The sequence below is a fragment of the Candidatus Baltobacteraceae bacterium genome, from assembly GCA_036488875.1.
In the GTDB taxonomy this organism is placed as follows: Bacteria; Vulcanimicrobiota; Vulcanimicrobiia; order Vulcanimicrobiales; family Vulcanimicrobiaceae; genus JAFAHZ01.
On record DASXGW010000001.1, the window covers coordinates 165,272 to 185,128 of the forward strand.

At 63.2% G+C, this 19,857-nt stretch carries 16 protein-coding genes; 12 read left to right on the forward strand and 4 right to left on the reverse strand.

The genetic code is table 11. The annotated features are described in order from the left end of the window. The first annotated feature begins 309 nt into the window (after positions 1-309). Positions 310-789 (forward strand): hypothetical protein, encoded by a 480-nt coding sequence (locus tag VGG89_00665; protein HEY1975040.1) that lies wholly within the window; start codon positions 310-312, stop codon positions 787-789. A 10-nt stretch (positions 790-799) separates the two neighbouring features. Next, on the forward strand, positions 800-2,332 hold the full coding sequence (hutH, locus tag VGG89_00670; GenBank protein HEY1975041.1) for a histidine ammonia-lyase: 1,533 nt from the start codon (positions 800-802) through the stop codon (positions 2,330-2,332). Here the strand turns inward: hutH and VGG89_00675 are convergent. After that, positions 2,322-3,176 carry a class I SAM-dependent methyltransferase gene (locus VGG89_00675; protein ID HEY1975042.1) on the reverse strand — a complete coding sequence of 285 codons (855 nt, stop codon included), beginning with the start codon at positions 3,174-3,176 and terminating at the stop codon, positions 2,322-2,324. The genes hutH and VGG89_00675 overlap by 11 nt on opposite strands. Before the next feature lie 9 nt (positions 3,177-3,185). Further along, positions 3,186-7,124 (reverse strand): TonB-dependent receptor, encoded by a 3,939-nt coding sequence (locus VGG89_00680; GenBank protein ID HEY1975043.1) that lies wholly within the window; start codon positions 7,122-7,124, stop codon positions 3,186-3,188. A 50-nt stretch (positions 7,125-7,174) separates the two neighbouring features. Here VGG89_00680 and hutU point away from each other — a divergent pair, with 50 nt between their 5' ends. The 4 genes from hutU to VGG89_00700 are packed head-to-tail and all read left to right on the forward strand — an operon-like array spanning position 7,175 to position 11,640. Beyond that, on the forward strand, positions 7,175-8,836 hold the full coding sequence (hutU, locus tag VGG89_00685) for a urocanate hydratase (GenBank protein HEY1975044.1): 1,662 nt from the start codon (positions 7,175-7,177) through the stop codon (positions 8,834-8,836). Next, the gene (locus VGG89_00690; GenBank protein HEY1975045.1) at positions 8,824-10,032 is read left to right on the forward strand and encodes an amidohydrolase family protein; all 1,209 of its coding nucleotides are present in this window, start codon (positions 8,824-8,826) and stop codon (positions 10,030-10,032) included. The genes hutU and VGG89_00690 overlap by 13 nt, the downstream gene beginning before the upstream one ends. Continuing rightward, positions 10,025-11,314, forward strand: coding sequence for an amidohydrolase family protein (locus VGG89_00695; GenBank protein HEY1975046.1), 1,290 nt, complete (start codon positions 10,025-10,027; stop codon positions 11,312-11,314). The genes VGG89_00690 and VGG89_00695 overlap by 8 nt, the downstream gene beginning before the upstream one ends. Beyond that, positions 11,311-11,640: a hypothetical protein gene (locus tag VGG89_00700; GenBank protein ID HEY1975047.1), complete on the forward strand. Its 330-nt coding sequence runs from the start codon at positions 11,311-11,313 to the stop codon at positions 11,638-11,640. Before VGG89_00695 ends, VGG89_00700 begins: the two co-directional genes overlap by 4 nt. Here VGG89_00700 and VGG89_00705 read toward each other — a convergent pair. After that, positions 11,622-12,731, reverse strand: a complete 1,110-nt coding sequence (locus VGG89_00705; GenBank protein HEY1975048.1) for an aminotransferase class I/II-fold pyridoxal phosphate-dependent enzyme — start codon at positions 12,729-12,731, stop codon at positions 11,622-11,624. The two genes, VGG89_00700 and VGG89_00705, sit on opposite strands and share 19 nt — an antisense overlap. Next, on the reverse strand, positions 12,731-13,555 hold the full coding sequence (locus tag VGG89_00710) for a serine hydrolase (GenBank protein HEY1975049.1): 825 nt from the start codon (positions 13,553-13,555) through the stop codon (positions 12,731-12,733). The genes VGG89_00705 and VGG89_00710 overlap by 1 nt, the downstream gene beginning before the upstream one ends. 95 nt (positions 13,556-13,650) lie before the next feature. Here VGG89_00710 and VGG89_00715 point away from each other — a divergent pair, with 95 nt between their 5' ends. The 6 genes from VGG89_00715 to VGG89_00740 are packed head-to-tail and all read left to right on the forward strand — an operon-like array spanning position 13,651 to position 19,792. Next, a complete protein-coding gene (locus VGG89_00715; GenBank protein ID HEY1975050.1) occupies positions 13,651-13,920 on the forward strand; it encodes an STAS domain-containing protein in 270 nt (89 codons plus the stop codon). Continuing rightward, the gene (locus tag VGG89_00720; GenBank protein ID HEY1975051.1) at positions 13,917-14,561 is read left to right on the forward strand and encodes a hypothetical protein; all 645 of its coding nucleotides are present in this window, start codon (positions 13,917-13,919) and stop codon (positions 14,559-14,561) included. The genes VGG89_00715 and VGG89_00720 overlap by 4 nt, the downstream gene beginning before the upstream one ends. After that, complete coding sequence (locus tag VGG89_00725; protein HEY1975052.1) at positions 14,558-15,175, forward strand: helix-turn-helix domain-containing protein; 618 nt, start codon at positions 14,558-14,560, stop codon at positions 15,173-15,175. The genes VGG89_00720 and VGG89_00725 overlap by 4 nt, the downstream gene beginning before the upstream one ends. Then, positions 15,175-16,458, forward strand: a complete 1,284-nt coding sequence (locus VGG89_00730; protein HEY1975053.1) for an HlyD family secretion protein — start codon at positions 15,175-15,177, stop codon at positions 16,456-16,458. The genes VGG89_00725 and VGG89_00730 overlap by 1 nt, the downstream gene beginning before the upstream one ends. Before the next feature lie 12 nt (positions 16,459-16,470). Then, positions 16,471-17,988, forward strand: coding sequence for a DHA2 family efflux MFS transporter permease subunit (locus VGG89_00735; protein HEY1975054.1), 1,518 nt, complete (start codon positions 16,471-16,473; stop codon positions 17,986-17,988). Positions 17,989-18,001: 13 nt separating this feature from the next. Then, entirely contained in the window at positions 18,002-19,792 is a 1,791-nt protein-coding gene (locus VGG89_00740) for a TolC family protein (protein HEY1975055.1), read from the forward strand. The last annotated feature ends 65 nt before the right edge of the window (positions 19,793-19,857 follow it).

Sequence of the window (19,857 nt, forward strand, 5' to 3'; positions counted from 1 at the left end):
CGGTTCCGACGTATTCACTCACCGCACTCGCCTGTTTGGCTCCCGGGTGGGAGAGCCCCACTGACGTCGTTCGGCGGTTTGACCGGGGCTACGGATCGCCGCTCATCGCAGCGTGTCACGTGTTTGCTTCCGATCGCGAACGATACGTGTGTCGCCCTTCGAATAAATTTCGAAGTGCGTGCATCGTATCATGGCGCCGCGCGCGGAAACAAGCAAGGCTCGTTCCAATTCACAAACTGTCCACAAGATTTTGCCGTTATGCACACGTCCCGGTGGGTTATCCACCCATGACCGCGAACGTGCAGCCGCATGGCGCTTCTAGCTGTCCTTTCAATCTTGCTTGCCCAAAGTTTCTTCGGCGGATTACCGATCGACGGGGTCCATTGCGACCGCATGGAGGGGTCGGTCGAACACATTCATTCGATGCTGCAGATCTACGATCACGGGCATGCCGTGGCGGTGCCGCAAGGCGTCGGCATGCCGCAGGGCGCGGAGTGCCTGTACTGGGTTCACACACACACGGGCGACGGTTACATCCACATCGAGTCGCCGGTCAAGCGGCCGTTCACGCTCGGACAGTTCTTCGACATTTGGGGACCGAGCCTGAGCTGGACGCAGGCTGCGGGCGTCACCGCGCCGCACGGCAAGCGCCTGTCCATCTGGGTCAATGGCAAGCCGTGGCACGGCAGCGACCCCCGCGCAATCGTCCTGCGTGACATGGAAATCATCGTTATTCAGAACGGACCGCCATTCGCGAAGCCGATTACGGCGGATTGGTCGAAGCTCTAGGCTTATGGTCATGACGGCTTCCGCGGTCGAACTCGACGGCCGCCATCTGACGCTCGAAGCGGTCGAGGCCGTCGCTGACGGCTCACCGGTCCACATCTCCGACGCCGCGCAAACGCGGGTCGAACGCGCGCGCGAGTTCGTCGACGAGCGCTTTGCGTCTGGGGAAGCGATCTACGGCGTGACCACCGGGTTCGGACGCCTGGCCAACGTTCCGGTCGATCCCAAAGATGCCGCGCTCTTGCAGCTCAACCTGGTGCGCAGCCACGCGTCGGGCACCGGAGCGCCGCTCGAAGAACGCTACGTCCGCGCAGCCGGCGTCTTACGAGCCAACTCGCTGTCGGCCGGACATTCCGGCATCCGGCCCGCGACGCTCAACTTGATTCTCGAACTGCTCAACCGGCGCGTTACGCCGGTCGTCCCGTGCCAGGGATCGGTCGGCGCCAGCGGCGATCTCGCGCCGCTCGCGCACATGACCTTGACGCTCATCGGCGAGGGTGAAGCGCTGTTCGAGGGCGAGCGCCTACCGAGTGCGGTCGCGCTGGAGCGCGCGGGATTGCAACCCGTGAAGCTCGCCGCCAAGGAAGGGCTTGCGCTCATCAACGGCACGCAGGTCATGACTGCAATCGCGGCGTTGGGTATTTTGCGCGCCGAGCGACTTGCCGCCGCCGCCGACGTCATCGCCGCCATGTCGCTGGAAGCGTTTCTCGGGTCGGAACGCGTCTTCGACCCGCGCTTGAATGCGCTGCGTCCGCATCCCGGCCAGTCGCGCGTCGGCGAGAATCTGCGCGCCCTGCTGGCCGATTCGGAGATCGTGCAATCGCACGCCGAGTGCGGCCGCGTGCAAGATCCGTATTCGTTCCGGTGTATTCCGGTCGTGCACGGGGCGGTGCGCGATTCAATCGCGCACGCCCGGCGCGTTGCCGAGATCGAAGCGAACTCGGTCACCGACAATCCGCTCGTCTTTCCCGAAGACGGCGTCTTTCTCTCGGGCGGCAACTTCCACGGCGAACCGATTGCACTCGCCATCGATTTCTTGAAGTTCGCGATCTCGGAGCTGGCCTCCATCGGCGAGCGCCGGCTGTACCTGTTGCTCAATGCCGAAGATCGCGGATTGCCGCTCTTCTTGACGGGGCGCTCGGGCTTGCAATCGGGCCTCATGATCGTGCAGTACGCGGCCGCAGCGACCGTCAACGACAACAAGGGTTTGGCGTGGCCGTCCAGCGTGGACTCGATCCCGACCTCGGCCGGACAAGAAGATCACGTCAGCATGGGCATGACGTCGGCCAATAACCTCGTGCGCGTCCTCGACAACGTCGAAGGGGCCCTTGCATGCGAGCTGCTCGGCGCGATTACCGCTACTGATTTTAGGCGGCCGCTGCGGTCCGGACGCGGCACGCAAGCGGCGTACGATCTCGCGCGCGAGCACATTGCCGCGTGGACGGAAGATCGCGCGCCGGCACCCGACATTGTGAAAGCGCGCGAGCTCATACGCGGCGGCCACCTTGCCGGCGTCGCGCAGAGCGCAGCCGGCGTTACGCTGTAGCCGACGCGATAACCACGGCGGCGCGCGTTTGCACTGCGGTGCCGTCGTAGAGCGAGCGCAGCGTTTCCATCACCTCGGCCGTCGCGTGGGGTTTGTCCGGTTCGGGCATGTCGTCCACGTACGCCGGTGAGATGAGGTCGCAAAAAGCGTTCCAGTGTTCTTCCGGCGGGCCCGACCATGGCGCCGAAAAGACATGGGTCTTCTCAGTGACTTCGTTAAAGCCGGCTGCGCGCAGCGCGTGTGAAAGCGATCCTTCGATCGCGAACCGCTGTGGATGGGGTGCGCCGAGCGGCGGATCGGGAGGCGACGCACGGCGGGCAAACGGCTCCAGAAACGCGTGGAACATCGACGAGTCAACCCACGATCCCCACGCGGAGAATGCCGCCCTTCCGCCCGGGCGTAATACGCGCCGCGCTTCACTGAGCGACCGGGCGACGTCGATGAAGAACATGACACCCATGCGTGCCGTCACGGCGTCAAAAGAACCGTCTTCGAACGGCAAGCTTTCCGCGTCGGCGTAGACGAATTCGACGTTCTCGATTCCGTCGCGGCGGGCGAAGTCGCGCGCTACGACGAGCATCCCCTCGCTGACGTCGGTTCCGACGACGCCGCCCGTGGGAGCGACGCGGTGCGCGATCGTCAGCGCAGGCTCGCCGCTGCCCGTTGCGATATCGAGCACGCGCTGCCCTTGCGTGATTCGAGCGGCGCCGATCAGTGCTTCAGTTATTTCGCGCTGCTGAATGGCGATCTTGGCGTGCCAGCGCCGCCACGCGGCGACTGTTGGGTCCGACGTCCAGTTATCGAGAACGCGTTTGCGAAATTCGGCCGCGTTGACGTCGTTCATTCCGCGCCTCTAGATTTTTACGTTGATGCTAATGTAGGCGTTGAACGGATTGGGCAAGACGTATGAGTTCGTATCGGCGTACGCCGGGATGTACGAACTCGCAAACGCCGGGTTCATGGCTACGCCGTTGGCGCCTTTGTCGTTGGGCGACGTTCCGTTGTAGAAGTTCGATGCGTAGTAGTAGTTCGGAATGTATCCACAGGTGTATGCGTTGGGCGGGAACTGCTTGCTCCACGGTTCCGAGGAGCCGCCGAAACAGGCGTTGACGAGATTGGCAAGCATGGCGGTGACCTTGATCCGCGGGCTGATGTCGTACGACATCGACAGGCTCATGTTGAGCTGGTTCGGCTGGTGGAACATGCCGAAGCTGTCGAAGACGCCGGTCTGCGGATTGGGAATGAACAGCGAGCCCGGCGAGGTTCCCCCTTGCGTTGCAGCCAGAACGCAGCTCGTCCAGTCGGCTTGAAGCGGATCGGACTTGTGGATCGGCGAGTTGATCAGCCCGGCGGAGTTGCGCGTGCACGTTCGCGGATCGTTACCGTACACGTCGGCGGGATAGCCGTAGGGTTGGCCTTCGTTGAACGTCAGCGCCGGCGTGACCGCGAACCGCCGGTGTTTGTAGTTGACGAGCAGGCTCGCAACGTTGGGCGAGAGGTACGGGAAGTCCAAACCGACCGGATACCAGCCATTCCGATCGAGCAGCGGCTGCGATCCCACGTTGTAGTACGGATTGCGAATAACGGGATTATAACAGCTCGCGTTGCTGCTGGACGAACGTTTGCATGCCTGGCCATTGGGAACCGGCCCGCAGTTAGGATCGGGTACGACGTTGCCCGGACCTTGGTAGCCGTTTCCGGCGCTGGGCGCGTTGTTGTAGTAGCACGCGGCGCCGCCGCCGGCTTTGGTCAGCGCGTTGAAGTTCTGGATGTCCTGGTTGTACTGATCGATCGGGTTGATGCTGCTGTTGGGGAAATTGGTCCACTTTTCCGCGGCATTCGTATACGTGTACGAGAAGATCAGCGACAGACCGTCTTTATCAAAGTCGCCTTTGGTGAACTCGAACTCAACGCCGTCGACCCGCTCGATGCCGCTATTGAAGCCGCCGGAGAGTCCGTAGGGCAAGCTGATGCCGTACACCTGATTGGTGGCGTACCGGTAATACGGCGTTACTTTGACGGACATGTCGGTGCCTTTGAATCGCTTCTCGAGCGAGGCATCGTAGTTGTTCGAGTATTGCACGAGCGGGTCGTGACGCGGCGTCGTGTAGCCGTATTGCCAGAACGCCTGAAACAGATCGTACGCCAAATTACTGTCGGCGGCACTGTATTGCACTTGATACGTCTGCGGCGGTTGGGCGAAGCGGCCGGCAGATAAACGAATCACCGTATCCGAATCGAGTGTGTACGTCAAGCCGAGTCGCGGTGTAAACGCGTTGTCGCTGATCGTCGGGCCGTACGTGTCGCTCAGCAGAAGGTGACCGTTCTTGCCATCGGGATGAACGTAACCCGCGGGGCAGTTTAGCCCGATGAAAGGGTTGGCGGGACGGAAGCTGGCGGGGGGCTCTGGAATGAAGAGCGGTGCAAGCGTCTTGGGATCGTAGCAAAACTCGTGTTGGTCGGCAAGGAACCAAAAATTCTGCCCGTTGCTCGTGGTGTTGGCCAGATTGTACTGATAGTTTTCGTCGCGTAACCCGACTTGCACGTTGAGCCGCTCCGTCGGATTCCACTGATCTTGCAGCGAGAGCGTCGTGAACTCGGGGGTCACCTGGTTATGGAATCCGGACGTACCGCTGGAGGTCACCTGCCACGACGCGCCCTTGGGAAGCGATGCCAAACACGAGATCGACGACGACGAGTACGAACCGGCGGCGCAGAGATATGAATCGGTTGGATCGCCGAACGTTCCGCTGGTAAGCCGGCTGTTGCACGGAGCCGGCTGCCCCGCTTGGATCACCGGATTGTACGCTTTATTGACGGGTTGGCCGGGATATACGGCGCCGGTGAACATCGCAAAACACTGCGCGCCGTTGGTAAGATTGGTCGCGCTCGTGTCGAGGTAGTTGTTGAACGTCGTGTTGTTAAAACGGTTGGTCGTGGCCGTCGTGTAGTTCGCATCGAACGTCAACAGATGTGCGGGGCTGAGCTGATCGGCGAAGGTCAGAGCGATACCGCGCGTGTGCGCCTCGAGCTCGTAGTCGTACGACGTTGCACCCAAGCCGTAGAGGAACGATCCGTAGCTGAGCGGGCTGGTCTGCAGCCAGTCGGAGTAAAACGTATAACCGTAGAGCCGAATGTACGCGTTCGAGCCCATGTTGTGCTGGTATTGGAGCTTGACGATCGAGGAGTCATTCCAGAAGCTGTCGCGCGAATCCAACGGCACGGCGGAATAGGTGCCCGCCGTGCACGAACCGGCCGGCAACGGTACGCCTTTGATCGACGACGGGTAGACGTTCGCGCATCGGTCGCCGGGAGAGGCCGGCATCATGTACGGAATGGCCGAGACTCCGGTCGCGCTTTGCCCCGGATGCGTACCCGTGGGCCACGTTACGAAATCGCCCCAAATGAGTGGAACGTTGCCGTAGCCGGCGAGCTCGTCGAGCTGATTGACGAGATGCGGGCCGATATCGTTTCCGGAGCTGTAATATTGCGTGTGCAGCGCTACCGGGTTGTAGAGGATCTGAACGTCGTCGCGGCCGGCGTCGTGTTTGTGCGGAATCCCAAAATGGAGGTTGATGACGGTTTCGCGGTCGACGAGATTGGAGTAGTTGAAGTACGCCGGTGAGACGGTGTTGTAACAGCCCGGATCGTTGGAGCCGCCATTTTCCGTGTTGACCGGCGCCGCGATATATCCGGGTTGACCGGGTGAGAGCTGGAACGGGTCGTACACGGGCGACGCGTTTGGACCACTGTAGAGCGGGCCGCCGTAGTAGCTGCCGCTCTTGGGCGCCGTAAACTGGCAGATCGGATAGTCGCCGCCGAAATACGTCTTCGTCGTATTGAACGCGATCGTCGGATAGCCCCAAACGAGTCCGAGGTTCTGTCCGTTGAACTGATCGAGGTAGCGGAAGTCCTGATTGTATCCGCCGACGCCAACGTAATACGAGAAGCGACGGTCGGGCGTAGCTCCGCCCACCTCGACCTGCATATTGTGATAGTAGGTCGGCGTGCCGAGGCCGGCGTTGACGTCGGCGAAGCCGGGATACGTGCCGGTCTTAATGACTTGGTTGATGAAGCCGGCCAAACCGCTGGTGCTCTGTCCGACGGTGCCGCCGCCCGAATAGACTTGCAGCTCCTGTTGGCCCAGCGTTCCCGCCGTGCTTCCGGGATAGTTGTCGAACGACCGGTTCACCGGGACGCCGTCGTACTCGTAACCGACCTGATCGTAGTTGCCGCCGCGGATGTAGACGACTTGATCCCAGCCTTGCTGATTGGGCGGAACGAACGCACCGGGGACGGTCGCGATCGCCGAATACGCGTTGTTGAGATTTCCGCCGCCGCCGACACCCGCCGCGGCCTGCGATACCGCGGAGTTGACGGAGTACACATCGGCGGTCGTACCGGATTTCACCAGATCCATCGACGAGCGCGTCGTAACGCGCGCGATCGTCTTGAGCGACGGCTGCAGCGCGATCCGGATGTTCTGAACCTGGTCGGCAAAGACCGAGATGCCGGCTTCCGAGAGGCTTTCGAAGCCGTCTTTCGACACCGTGATCGTATACGTATCGGGTGCGAGCGAAAGCAGGGCAAAGTGACCGGCGCCGTCGGTCGTGACCGTCGACGTTTGCGACGGACTGACCGCCGTTATCTGCGCTCCGGCGATCGGGGCGCCTTTCGTGGAGACGACCGATCCGCTGACCGTTCCGGTCGTGCCGGCCGGCACGGGTGAGCTATTAAAAAGTAAGACGAAGGCGGCAAGCCCCGCCGCAACTAACGAGCGCTTCCACATCATGCGGGCGCTTTCGCTCCAGGCGTGAGGGGGCCTTCGGCGAAGCCTCGGCTATGAGCACCACCGCATCCGCACCCCGCGTCGTTCGGGCGCCGCGAGGCACCGAAATCAGTTGCGTCGCGTGGCCGCAAGAAGCCGCGCTGCGCATGTTGATGAACAATCTCGATCCGGAGGTCGCCGAACGCCCCGACGATTTGGTCGTGTACGGCGGCAACGGCCGCGCCGCGCGATCGTGGGAAGCGTTCGACGCCATCGTCGCAACGCTCAAGCGCCTCAAATCCGACGAGACGATGATCGTGCAGAGCGGCAAGCCGGTGGCGGTGTGGAAGACGCACGCGCGCGCGCCACGGGTGCTGATCGCCAACTCGAATCTCGTCCCCAAGTGGGCCGACTGGAAAGTCTTCCGCGAGCTGGAAGCGCAAGGATTGACGATGTACGGCCAGATGACGGCCGGCTCGTGGATCTACATTGGAACGCAGGGCATCGTGCAGGGGACGTACGAGACGTTTGCCGAGCTGGCGCGCCAGCATTTCGGCGGCTCGTTGAAGGGCCGCGTCTGCTTGACGGCCGGTATCGGCGGCATGGGCGGCGCACAGCCGCTGGCCATTACGATGAATGAAGGCATCGCACTCGTCGTCGACGTCGACCGTTCGCGGCTCGAGCGCCGGCGCGAGCTGCGCTACCTCGACCGCGTCGTCGATTCGCGTGAGGAAGCGCTTGCCGCGGTGGAAGCCGCTCGGAAGAGCGGGCAAGCGCTCTCAATTGGATACGAAGGCAACGCCGCCGTTGAGTTTCCCCAGTTGTACGATCTCGGTTTTCGTCCGGATTCCGTCACGGATCAAACCTCGGCGCACGATCTGATCGACGGTTACGTTCCTGCGGGTCTGACGCTCGAAGAAGCCGCCCGGCTGCGCCGGCGCGATCCTGAAGAGTACGAACGGCGCGCCCTCGAGAGCTGCGGCGCGCACGTGCAGGCGATGGTGCGTTATCTAGATGCAGGCGCCATCGTTTTCGATTACGGCAATAACATTCGCGCCCAAGCGGAACGCGCCGGTTTCGCACGCGCGTTCGCGTTTCCGGGTTTCGTGCCGGCGTTTATCCGGCCGCTGTTTTGCCGCGGGTCGGGACCGTTCCGGTTTGCCGCGCTCTCCGGCGATCCCGCCGATATCGCGCGCTGCGACGAAAAGCTGCTCGAACTGTTTCCGGACGACGCGTCGCTGCGGCGTTGGTTACAACTCGCGCGCGAACGCGTCTCCTTTCAGGGATTGCCCGCGCGGATCTGCTGGCTGGGCTTTGGCGATCGTGCAAAGGCGGGACTCGCGTTCAACGAGCTGGTGCGCAGCGGTGAAGTCAAAGCGCCGATCGTGATCGGTCGCGACCATCTCGACACCGGAAGCGTTGCGTCGCCGTATCGCGAGACCGAAGCGATGAAAGACGGCAGCGACGCCATTGCCGACTGGCCGATTCTCAACGCGCTGCTCAATACCGCCGCCGGCGCGCATTGGGTCAGCTTCCATCACGGCGGCGGCGTCGGCATCGGCTACAGTTTGCACGCCGGCATGGTCGTCGTCGCCGACGGCAGCGACGACGCTCGCGAGCGCTTAGGCTGCGTGTTGACGACCGACTGCGGCATGGGCGTCGTTCGCCACGCCGACGCCGGGTACGACATCGCCATCGAAACGGCCGACGAAAAAGGCATCGATTGGCGCTTGTAGTCCGCGCCCGGACGATCGTTACGTGTGACACCGACGCCGCGCAATGCGGCGTCGGCTTTGATTCGCTCGGTCGAATCGACGACGGCGCGATCAAAATCAAGAACGGATATGTGACCGCGGTCGGTAAGACGGACGCGATCGCGAAGAAAAAGGATGAGATCGTCGATCTCGGGGACTGCACGCTCGTTCCCGGCTTTGTGGATGCGCACGCGCATCCGCTCTTTGCCGGGGATCGCGAGCCGGATTTTGCGGCACGCCAGCGCGGCGAGAAACCGTCGCTCGGAATGCTCTATACGGTCGAGCGCACGCGCGAAGCGCTTCTCAATCCGAAGTCGTTCTACAAAAACGTCGTGCGGCCGCGCCTTCAAACGATCTTGGCGCACGGCACGACGACGTTGGAGACGAAGACGGGGTACGCGCTGCACAAGCCCGGAGAAGCGGCGCTGCTGGATCTGATCGCCGCGCATCGCGGCGATCCCGACGTGCCGTCGATGGTACCCACGTTTCTGGGTGCGCACGCCCTGCCGCCGGAGTTTCTGCGCGAAGATCGTTTCGTCGACTATCTGATCGATCAAGTGATTCCGGCCGCGGCCGCGCACGGAGCGGTGTACGCCGACGCGTTCTGCGAGCCGGGGTTCTTTTCGCCCGAACAGACGCGGCGGTATCTCGATGCCGCACGGCTGCACGGCATGCGGCTGCGCGTGCATTGCGACGAGATGTCGTACGGTGCCGCGGCGGCTATGGCGACGGGGCTCGAGGTCGACGCCGTCGATCATTGCAACTATATTACCGACGCCGACGTGCGCGCGATCGCCGAGCGCGGCATCGTCACGGTCGCGTGCCCCGCGACCATTGAGTATCTCGGCTTAGCGCAGCGCGTTCCGGCGCGCGCGCTGCTCGAAGCGGGCGGTCAGGTCGCGCTCGCCAGCGATTACAATCCCGGAACGTCGCCGTGCTTCAACCTGCAGACCGTTGCGTATTTCGGGCGCAAGTTCTTCGGGCTCTCGGCGGCGGAAGCGCTCTACGGGGTGACGCGCGCGGCGGCGCACTCGCTGCGCCTCGACGCCGGACGCATCGCGCCGGGCGCGAGGGCGGATTTCGTCGCGCTGCAGATCGCGTCGCCCGACGAGTTCGGCTGGCAGTTCGGCGGCAACCTCGCAAAAGCCGTGTACAAAAAGGGAGTGCGCGTTGATTAACGAGCTCGTGCGCTGCAAGCGCGCGATCGTGTCGGGGATGCTGCGTGAGGATTTCGCGTTCGTCGTACGCGACGGAACGATCGTCGCCGGCGGCGACTTTTTAGACGTCCGGGACGGGGCGCGCGATCTCGATTCGCGATCGTTCCCGGACGATCGGCTGGTCGTGCCGGGATTCGTCAACGGGCATAGCCACGCGTACCAGATTCTGCTGCGCGGGTGGGCCGACGACTGGCCGTTTGCCAAGTGGCGCACCGACGCACTCTACAAAGTGGTTCCGCAGCTGACGCCCGACGACGTGTACTGGACGTTCGTTGCCGCGTTTTCGGAGATGCTCGCGGCCGGCATCACGACCGTCGCCGAGTTTTTCTATCTCAACGGAGCCGGCAACGCCCATGCCGAGGCCGCGATCCGCGCCGCGGCGGATACCGGTATTCGACTGGTGTTCGCGCGCGCGTGGATGGACGCCGATTACGCCCCGCCGCAGTTCCGCGAAACGGCTGCGGTCGCGGCCGAGCGGACTCGCGAGCTGATGGAGGGCTACCCCGGGGCGAACGTGTGCGTCGCGCCGCACTCGCTGCACGCCGCGTCGCACGACATGATTCGCGCCGCCGCGGAGTTCGCGCGCGAGTTCGACTGCATGATGCACGTTCACGTCGCCGAGGCATCCTACGAAGGCCGGCAGACGCTCGAGCGATACGGCGCAACGCCGATCGCACTTCTCGGGAAGCTCAACGCCCTCGACGAGCGCACGGTGGCAATCCACGCCATCTACGTGAGCGATGCCGAGAAGGAAGCGATCGCCCGCGCGGGCGCGCGCGTCATTCACAATCCGATGACCAATCAGTATTTAGGCGACGGCATTTGCGACGTGACGGGATTCGCGGAGCTCGGCGTCACGATGGGATTGGGAACCGACGCCGACGTGAAGCCGTCGCTGATCGACGAAATGCGCGCCGCCGCGCTGCTGCAGAAATTACGCCGGCTCGACGGAAGCGCGTTGCCCGCGACGACGGCATTCGCGCTCGGTACGGCGCAGGGCGCCAAAGCGCTGCGCGTTGCGGCAGGCGATCTTTTGGCCGGCAATGCGGCCGACTACGTCGTGCTCGACGCATCGAAGATCGATCCGTGGGCGCCGCCGCTCAACGCGCTCGTCTATCGCGGCGAGGACGCTTGGGTGCAGGGAACGTTCGTCGGCGGCCGTCGCGTCTATGTCAGCGAGCCGTCGCAGCTGGCCCGGCTTGCATGGGAAGCCGCCGCAAAAATCGCGAAGCGCCTTCTATGAAATACATTGCATCCGTATTGCTGCTCTGCTGCCTGGTTGCTTGCGGCGGAAACAAATCCACGAGCGCCGCGGCGACGCCGGTCGAAGGCGCGTCGAACGGCACGCTGACCAACGGCACGCAAATGTCCAGCGAGAACGCCAGCAACATTCCCGACTGCGGCGCCGTCAAGGCCGTGTGGGTGAACACGAAGACCAAGGTGTATCACGAGCCGGGCGATCCGAGGTACGGTCACACGAAGCACGGCAAGTACATGTGTCCGAGCCAAGCCAAGAAGGAAGGCGACCGCCCCGCTGGCGGCGCGAAGCATCACAGCAACTCGATGTAACGTTCCAAGGCCGCGAGCGCTTCGGGGAGATTCTCGCGGCCGTACCCGATGCGCACGCGGTCGTTGCCGGCGTCGAACAGGCTGCTCGGCAGTAACAACACGCCCGCGCGCTTGACGAGATCGGCGCACAGCGCGTCGGTATCGCCGCGCAGGTAACGCGGAAACGCCGTCGTCCCCGCTCGCGGACGGTGCCACTGCCAAACCTCTGAGTGACGGGCAAAGAATGCATCGAGGAGATCGAGATTGCGTGCGACGATGCGCTGCACGCGGGCGATGAGCGCGTCGCCGTGGCGCATCGCCAGCGCCGCGAGAAACTCGCTCGGTGCGGCGTTGCAGATCGTGAGGTAGTCCTTGAAGGCCGCGACGCGATCGTAAAACGCGCGGTCGCGCGTGGCGAGCCATCCGATGCGTAAGCCGGCCAACCCGTACGCCTTCGCCGTGCCGCCCAGCGAGATTCCGCGCTCGTAGAGATCGCAGACCGGCGGATGGCGATCGGCGAGATCGCGCTCGGTTCCACGGTACACCTCGTCGGAGATGAGCCACAAGCCGCGTTTGCGCGCGATCGCGACGACGCGGTCGAGACGTTGACGATCGAAGACGTAGCCGGTCGGATTGCTCGGCGAGGTGATGACGATCGCGCGCGTCTGCGGTCGCAGCAGGCTTTCGAGCTCGTCGGGATCGGGCGCGCCGTCGCCGTCGAGATCGACGTTCCAGCGCGATGCCGTCGCGCCTATGCCTTCGGCGACGGAATACTGGGATTGATACGCGGGAAACTGGACGACGAGATGATCGCGCGCGCCAACCGCGCAGTTGATCGCGGCGAAGATCGCCTCTTGGGTTCCGCCGTGCACTAACACGCCGCCGGCGCCGGTAACGGGGTAGAGCGCCCCGATCGCGTCGCGCAGCTCGGGCGCGCCGCGCGATTCCGTATAGCCCAGCCACGTGCGCGCAAAGCGCTCCGCCGCGCCCTCTTCCAACGCCAGCAGCTCGGCGATCGGCATCGACTCCGGATCGCTCGCGCACAGAAGGTACTTGGTCGTAAACTCGTACTGCGCGAAATAGCGCTCCAGCGCGAATGGCTGCGGCGTCATCACAAGAGTCCTCGTATCGCACGCATGAACGGCGCGAAACGCGCGTTGTTCTCGGGAGTCGACGGCAAACCGGTATAGACCACGATGACGAAGCGCTTGCCTTCGCCGGTGACGAGAATGCCGCCGTCGTGCGTGACCTCGCTGGTATCTCCGGTTTTGTGTGCGAAGCGGTCCCACGAGAGCAGGCCGCCGTTAAGTTTTTCGTTCCACTCCTGCGCCGCGAGCATTTCGCGCAGCAGGGCCGCGTGCGCAATCGCGTTCTCCGCGATCGCTCGCATCAGGTGCGCGCACTCGGCGGCCGGATGCGCGTTGCGATGAACGCCGTCCCACTGCGGATCGTCGATCAACGGGTCGCCTCCCGAAAGCTTGCGATAAAACGCGGTGGTACTTAGGCCGAGTTTTTCCCGCGCGATCTCAGTTGCGCGCTCGCGGCCGACCACGTCGAACAGCACGTTCGTCGCGACGTTGTCGGAGCGTGCGATTGCCAACCACATGAGCTCGCGCAAAGTGGCCTCATACCCCGGTACGAGCGGCGAGGCGGCGTCGTTGGCGGTCATATTCGCGGGCTCGACCGTCACCGTCGAATCGATCGGGGAAAGCCGGCCCGAAGCGATCTCACTGAGGGTAGCGGCGACCACCGGCACCTTGATCATGCTCGCCGGATAAAGCGGCAGCTCCGGCTCGACGGTGACCGGCCCGGCGGCCAGGTCGAGCGGGGCGACCACGATCGAAGCCGGCCCGAGGCCGGCGTTGAGGGCCGCCCCTAGGAGCAGATCAGGATCGAGACGCAGGACAATACCTCCAAAAAAAATGCGTGTAAGCACTTGCATTCACTATTCCGGCCATGTTAGACTTTGCGTGCAAGTACCCACTTGCAGCATTTGAGCCCTCGCCAGCTTCGGAGAAGAGATTGAAAAACGTGGTCATCGAGTACCGCCCCGACGCCATTGCAGCCCTCGAGACGGCAGTCCTTGCCGCCCTCCAAGGCGGTGCCGTACAGGTCGTTTTGGACCTCGATACGGTCGAGTCGCTCGATACCGACGGCGTTCGGGGCCTCATCAAGCTTCTCCGCAGCTCGCGCGCCGCAGGCGGCGAGCTCGCGCTGAGCGTCAGCAAACCGGGCGTGCGCCGTACTCTGGCGGTCACGGCGCTCGACCGGCTCTTTCCCGTCGTCGAGGCCGCGGCATGATTGCGCCGCTGATTGCCGCGCTCGTCGCATCCGCGCCCGCGCCGACGCAGGCGCCGCCGATGCCGCCCGACGCCCATGCGGTCGTCGAGAAAATGATCGCGCGCAATCCGTCGCTGCAGTCGTATAAGGCGCGCGTGCACGTCGACGTGCGCATGTTGAGCTTTCCCTACTTGGCGCCCAAGCTCGACGGAACGTCGTACTACAAGCGCCCCGACACGTACGAGGTCGTTTTCGACAAGATGCCGGGCTACGCCAAGGGCTTTCAAAAGATTTTCGACGACGTCGGTGACCCGGGCGCGTGGGAGAAAGATCAAAACATCGGGCTCGACGGCACCGCGAAGCTTTGGGGCCATCCCATGATCGTGCTGCGCCTGACCAAGAAGATTCACAGCGACATCTTGGATCACACGCTTGCGTACGTCGATCCGTTCAGCTACGCGCTGATCCAGATGGAGTGGTACTACACCAGCGGCGGCAAGATCACGATGACGCAAACCTACGCGCGTAACGGCTCCAACTACGTGCTCTCGTCGCAGCACGCGGATATCGACATTCCTCACATACGCGCCGTCGCGGACGCGTCTTACAACGAATATCAAACCAACGTCGCCGCCGCGAGCGACGGTAAGAAGAGCCCATGATCGAAGCACGCAAGGTCCAAGAATCCGTCAAGTCCCCCGAGGAAACGCGCGAGCGTATTCTGGCGGCGGCACGCGAGGTGATCGCCCGCAAAGGTAAGCGCGGCGCGACCACGCGCGAGATCGCCGACGTTGCCGGCGTCAACGAAGCGACGCTCTTCCGCCACTTCGGTACGAAAGAAGCGCTCATTATCGCCGTCGCGCAGCACTTTTGCGGCTTCGGCGAGCTTCGCGAGGTCGTGTCGCACCTGCACGGGGATCTCGGCGAAGATCTCCTAGCGATCGGCCGCAAGATGCTCGTCCGGATGGATTCCCAGATGGACATGATCCGCTGGTCGCTGGTCGAGATGGATTACGAAGCGGACATTTTTGCCAGCACGGCGTGGCGTCCGCAGTTAGCGGTCTTGGAAGTGCTGGTCGAGTTTCTGCGACCGCGCGTCGAGAGCGGCGAGCTGCGCGGCGATCCCAAGAAACTCGCGATGATGTTTATGGGGTTGATCTTCATGCACGTCCTCGGGCGCTCGAAGTTTCCGGACTCCGAGCTGCACCAAGGGAGCGACGACGCGGCGCTCCGCTACTACATCGACGTCTTACTCAACGGGGTACGAGGCAAGTAATGGATACACGGGAAGCCGACCGTCAGGTTATCGAGAAGCCGCCGGTCAAAGGGACCAACGGCTCGGCGGCTCAGGCGCCCGAAGCGCGCGCCGACCAGGCGGATGGCGAAAAGCAAAGCGGATCGGGTCGGCGGCTCGTCTTCATCGCGGGTGGCGTCGTGGCCGTCATCCTATTACTCGTCTTCGGGATCCCGTGGCTGTCGTACGCGCTGTCGCACCAAGGCACCGACGATGCCCGCGTCGACGCCGACGTCGTTGCCGTCACGAGCAAAATCCCCGAGCGAATCAATCGGATTTTGGTCAACACCAACCAGCAGGTTCGTAAGGGCCAGCTGCTGGTCGTGCTCGACAACAAGGACGAGCTCGCGAAACTCTCGCAGGCACAGGCGCAGTACGATCTGGCGCTCGCGAATCAACGCACGCTGACCTTGCAGAACCAAGGCGGCGTGACGGCGGCCGGGGGAACCGTGGGCACGCAAGAGGCGCAAGTTCCGGTCGCGCAATCGGGCGTGCAGCAAGCGCAATCGCAGCTGCAGGTCGCGGTCTCGCAAGTTCCGGCCGCGCAGCAGTCGTACGCGAAGGCTCAGGCCGATTACAACCGTACCGCGTCGCTGGTTGCCAGCGGCGACGAGGCGGCACAGCAGCTCGACACCGCGCGCGCAAACCAAGCGCAAGCTGCGGCTCAACTGCAAACGGCCAAGGATCAAGTTTCCGCCGCGCAAGCCAGCGTCGCCGCCGCTCAGTCGCGCGTCGGCGCGGCCGTAGCCGGCGTGACGTCGGCCCAAGGCGGCCTGACGACCGCGCAGGGCAAGCTGCAGCAGTCGGCCGATCCCAGTCAAGTCGAAGCCGCCAAGGCGCAGCTCGATCTGGCCAAGCAGAATTTGGCGGACACGCGCATCGCGTCCGCGATCGACGGCTACGTCGGCGAGAAGAACGTCGAGGTCGGTCAAACGGTCGGCGCGGGTGCGAGCTTGATGACCTTGATTCCGAATCACATTTACATCACGGCGAACTACAAAGAAACGCAGATGGGCAACATGCGCGTGGGACAGCCGGTCGATATCAAAGTCGACGCGTATAAAGGCGTGACGTTCCACGGACACGTGGAATCGATCAATCCGGCGTCGCAGAACACCTACGCGCTCGTGCCGGCGCAAAACGCCACCGGCAACTTCGTGAAGGTGACGCAGCGCATCCCCGTCCGCATCTCGATCGACGACCCTCGATCCGACATGCCGTTGCGGCCCGGAATGAGCGTCGAGACTTCAGTTAAAGTCAAATAGCGAGAACCGGAGATGGAACAAAGCGTGGCCGAAATCGGCCTGCGCAGGGTGATCGTTAGCCTCGCGGTCATCGCGGCCACCCTGCTGGAGATCATCGACACCACGATCGTCAACGTCGCGCTGCCGAACATTCAGGGAAACTTCGGCGTCGCAGTCGATCAGGGCGCGTGGATCGTCACCGGATACATCATCGCCAACGTCATCGTCATCCCGATCACGCCGTGGCTGGCGGCGCGCTTCGGCCGGCGCCAGTACTTCTTCGCATCGATCGTCATCTTCACGATCGCGTCGCTGATGTGCGGTCTCTCGGGGAGCTTCGGACAACTCGTCTTCTGGCGCATTATCCAGGGTCTGGGCGGCGGGGGATTGATCTCGACGTCGCAAGCGATTCTGCGCGACACGTACACGCTAAAAGAGCAGGGTAGGGCGCAAGGCATCTTCGCGATGGGCGTGATCGTCGGACCGGCACTCGGCCCCGTCCTCGGCGGCTGGATCACCGATAACTGGAACTGGCACTGGTGTTTCTTCATCAACTTACCCGTCGGGGTTGCGGCGGCGACGTTGATTTGGCTTTACCTGCGCAATCCGTCGGAACCGCAAAAGAAGCCGCTCGATTGGATCGGTTTGGGACTGCTCGCGCTCGGTCTGGGATCGATGCAGTACGTTCTCGACCAAGGACAACAGTACGATTGGTTCGACGACGCCAATATCCGGTTGTTTACCGCGGTTTCGGTAGCCGGACTTGGGGCGTTCGTTTGGTGGACCCTGCGTTCGGTCAAGCCGGTCGTGGATCTGCACGTGCTGCGCCTGCGCCAAGTCGCCGCCGGCAGCGTGCTGGGTGCCATACTCGGCGTCAGCCTGTACGGCTCGATTCTCGTGCTGCCGCAATACTTGCAAAATTCGCTCGGCTTCACTGCCACGCTTTCGGGCTTGACGATGCTGGTGCGCGCGGTATCCATCATGGTCTTTACGCCGATCACCGCGGCGCTGGCCGGGCGCGGCGTCATCGATCCGCGCGTGTCGACGGCGGTCGGGTTCGTGCTGCTCGGCGTTTCGAACTGGATCCTCGCCGGCGTCACCACGCCCGAGACGCAGTTCGGCACGCTGGTCGCATCGCTGATTCTCAGCGGCATCGGCTTGTCGCAGATCTTCGTGCCGCTCTCGATCGCGGTGCTCGGCGGCGTGCCCGACAAAGAGGTTCCGGCAACGTCGGCGTTTTTCAATCTGTCGCGTCAAGTGGGCGGCAGCATCGCTACGGCCGTGCTCGTGACCTTACTCGTTCGCGGAACGACGCTTCATCAGACGGAGCTGGCCGCGACGCAGACCTTGGCGCACGCGCCGACCGCTCAGTACCTTCAGACCGACGGTTCGCCGACGTCGCAAATCGAATTGGGTAACTTGGTGGCAGGGCAAGCCGCCGTGCAATCCTACGCAGACACGTCGCGCTGGGTGGCGATCATCACGATCGCGCTGACACCACTGGTACTGCTGCTCAATAAGCCGCGTCTCGGGCTCGTTGCCGCGGAGTAGAAGGGGAAATCACGTGAAAACCGTTCGACCGATACTTGCCAGCATTGCTTTGCTCTCCGCCTTTGCGGCCGTGCTGCCGCTGCAGCCGGCGCTCGCACGCGGCTCGACGCCGCGCGCGACGATACCGACGCCGGTGCCGTCGCCGATTCTGCCGGCCGTGCCGACGGTGGCTCCCGGCTACGCCGCACCGCAAGTCGCGCCGAGCACCGCGAATATTATCGGCGTCACGCAGCAGCCGTTTGTCGGCATCTCGCTGCAAGACGCGGTCGCGATGGCATTGGTGAAGAATCCCGACCTCGCCGTCTCGGCGTCGAACACGAAGATCGCGCGCTTCCAAATCGTTGAAGCGAAGGGTCCGTTCGACGTGCGGTTTATCGTCGAACCGTCGACGAGCTTTAGCGTGCAGCCGCCGTTGACGCTGTTTGGCGGAGGTCCGCCGCAGGACGTCGTGCCCGGCTCGTCTCCGGGACCCGGCTACGTGACCCAGCACCAGTATGGATGGCAGTACGGCGTGGGCGGTCAAACGATCAACGGTACGCAGTACTCGGCGGGCATCCAGCAGGAACGTACGTACAATAACACCGTGCTCGATACGTTCAATCCGTACTATCTGGCTTCGCTGAACCTCTCCGTAACGCAGCCGTTGCTGAAAAACTTTGGGATGAACGCTGCGAAGCGCCAGTATAAGCTCTCAATCGTCAATCAAGATGCCGCCACCGCACAAGCCTTGATCGATGCCTCGAACACGATCTCGCAGGTTGAGGACGCTTATTGGAATCTCGTATCGGCGTGGCGCAACGTGGCCATTCAGGAGGACGCGCTCAAAGATGCCGTAGCGCAGCAGGGCAGCAACGTCCGCCTCGCGCGCAAAGGCGCGGCGGCGCCGATCGACGCCGTGGAATCGTCGACGCAAGTCGCCCAGTTTCAAGATCAGGTCTTTTCCGCGCTGCAGAGCGTATCCGAGCTGCAAAACCAGCTCAAAGCTCTCGTCGTTACCGATTCGGGCGACCCGATTTGGACGGCAAATTTGGTGCCGACCTCCTCGGTGTTGCAACTACCGAGCGCGGCGGATCTCGGCACGATCGTCACCGTCGCCGATCACAATCGGCCCGAGGTGCGTCAGGCCAAGGACAAGAACGACCAGGCAGCCATCGACCGCGCCTACGCTCGCAATCAGTCGCTTCCGCAGGCCGATCTCAGCGCGCAATATCAAAGCAATGGATTTGCCGGGCTCTTAGCGCCGCAGCCGCCGATACTGGGATTGTTTTGCGGCGGTACGTGTCCAACGCCGCCGCCGCACACGCAAGGCGGGATGGCGTATGCCTATCACAATCTGTGGGCAGGGCTGTTCCCAACCCTCAATCTCAACTTCACGGTGAGTTTCCCGCTGCAGAACAACGTCGCCAACGGCCTCAAAGGGCAAGCCGCCGAAGAAGAGTATCAGGCGCGCGTATTGACCGAGGGCGTCAACGAGCGAATCTCGTTTGAAGCGCGCAACGCACTGCAGTCGTATCAGTCGGCCCTCTCGCGTCTCAACGCCGCGCGCCAAGGCCGCGAAGCAGCCGAGCAAGTCTACGCGTCGGAACTGCGCAAGTTCAAGAATGGTACGTCGACGACGTTTCTCGTATTGCAGCGTCAGGTCGAGCTCAATCAGGCGCGCGGGCGCGAGCTGCTCGCGCAGACCGATCTGAATAAATCGGTCGTCGAGCTCGATCGCGTGGAAGGAACCATCTTGACGAACAACGGCGTGGACCTCAAGACGCTGGGCTCGCAAGCGCTGGCAACGTCACCCTCGAAAAAGTAAACGCGCGTCACGCGCACCGCTAAAGAAGGGCACGGCGGCGTTCGAGCGTAGGAAAGTCCGATAGT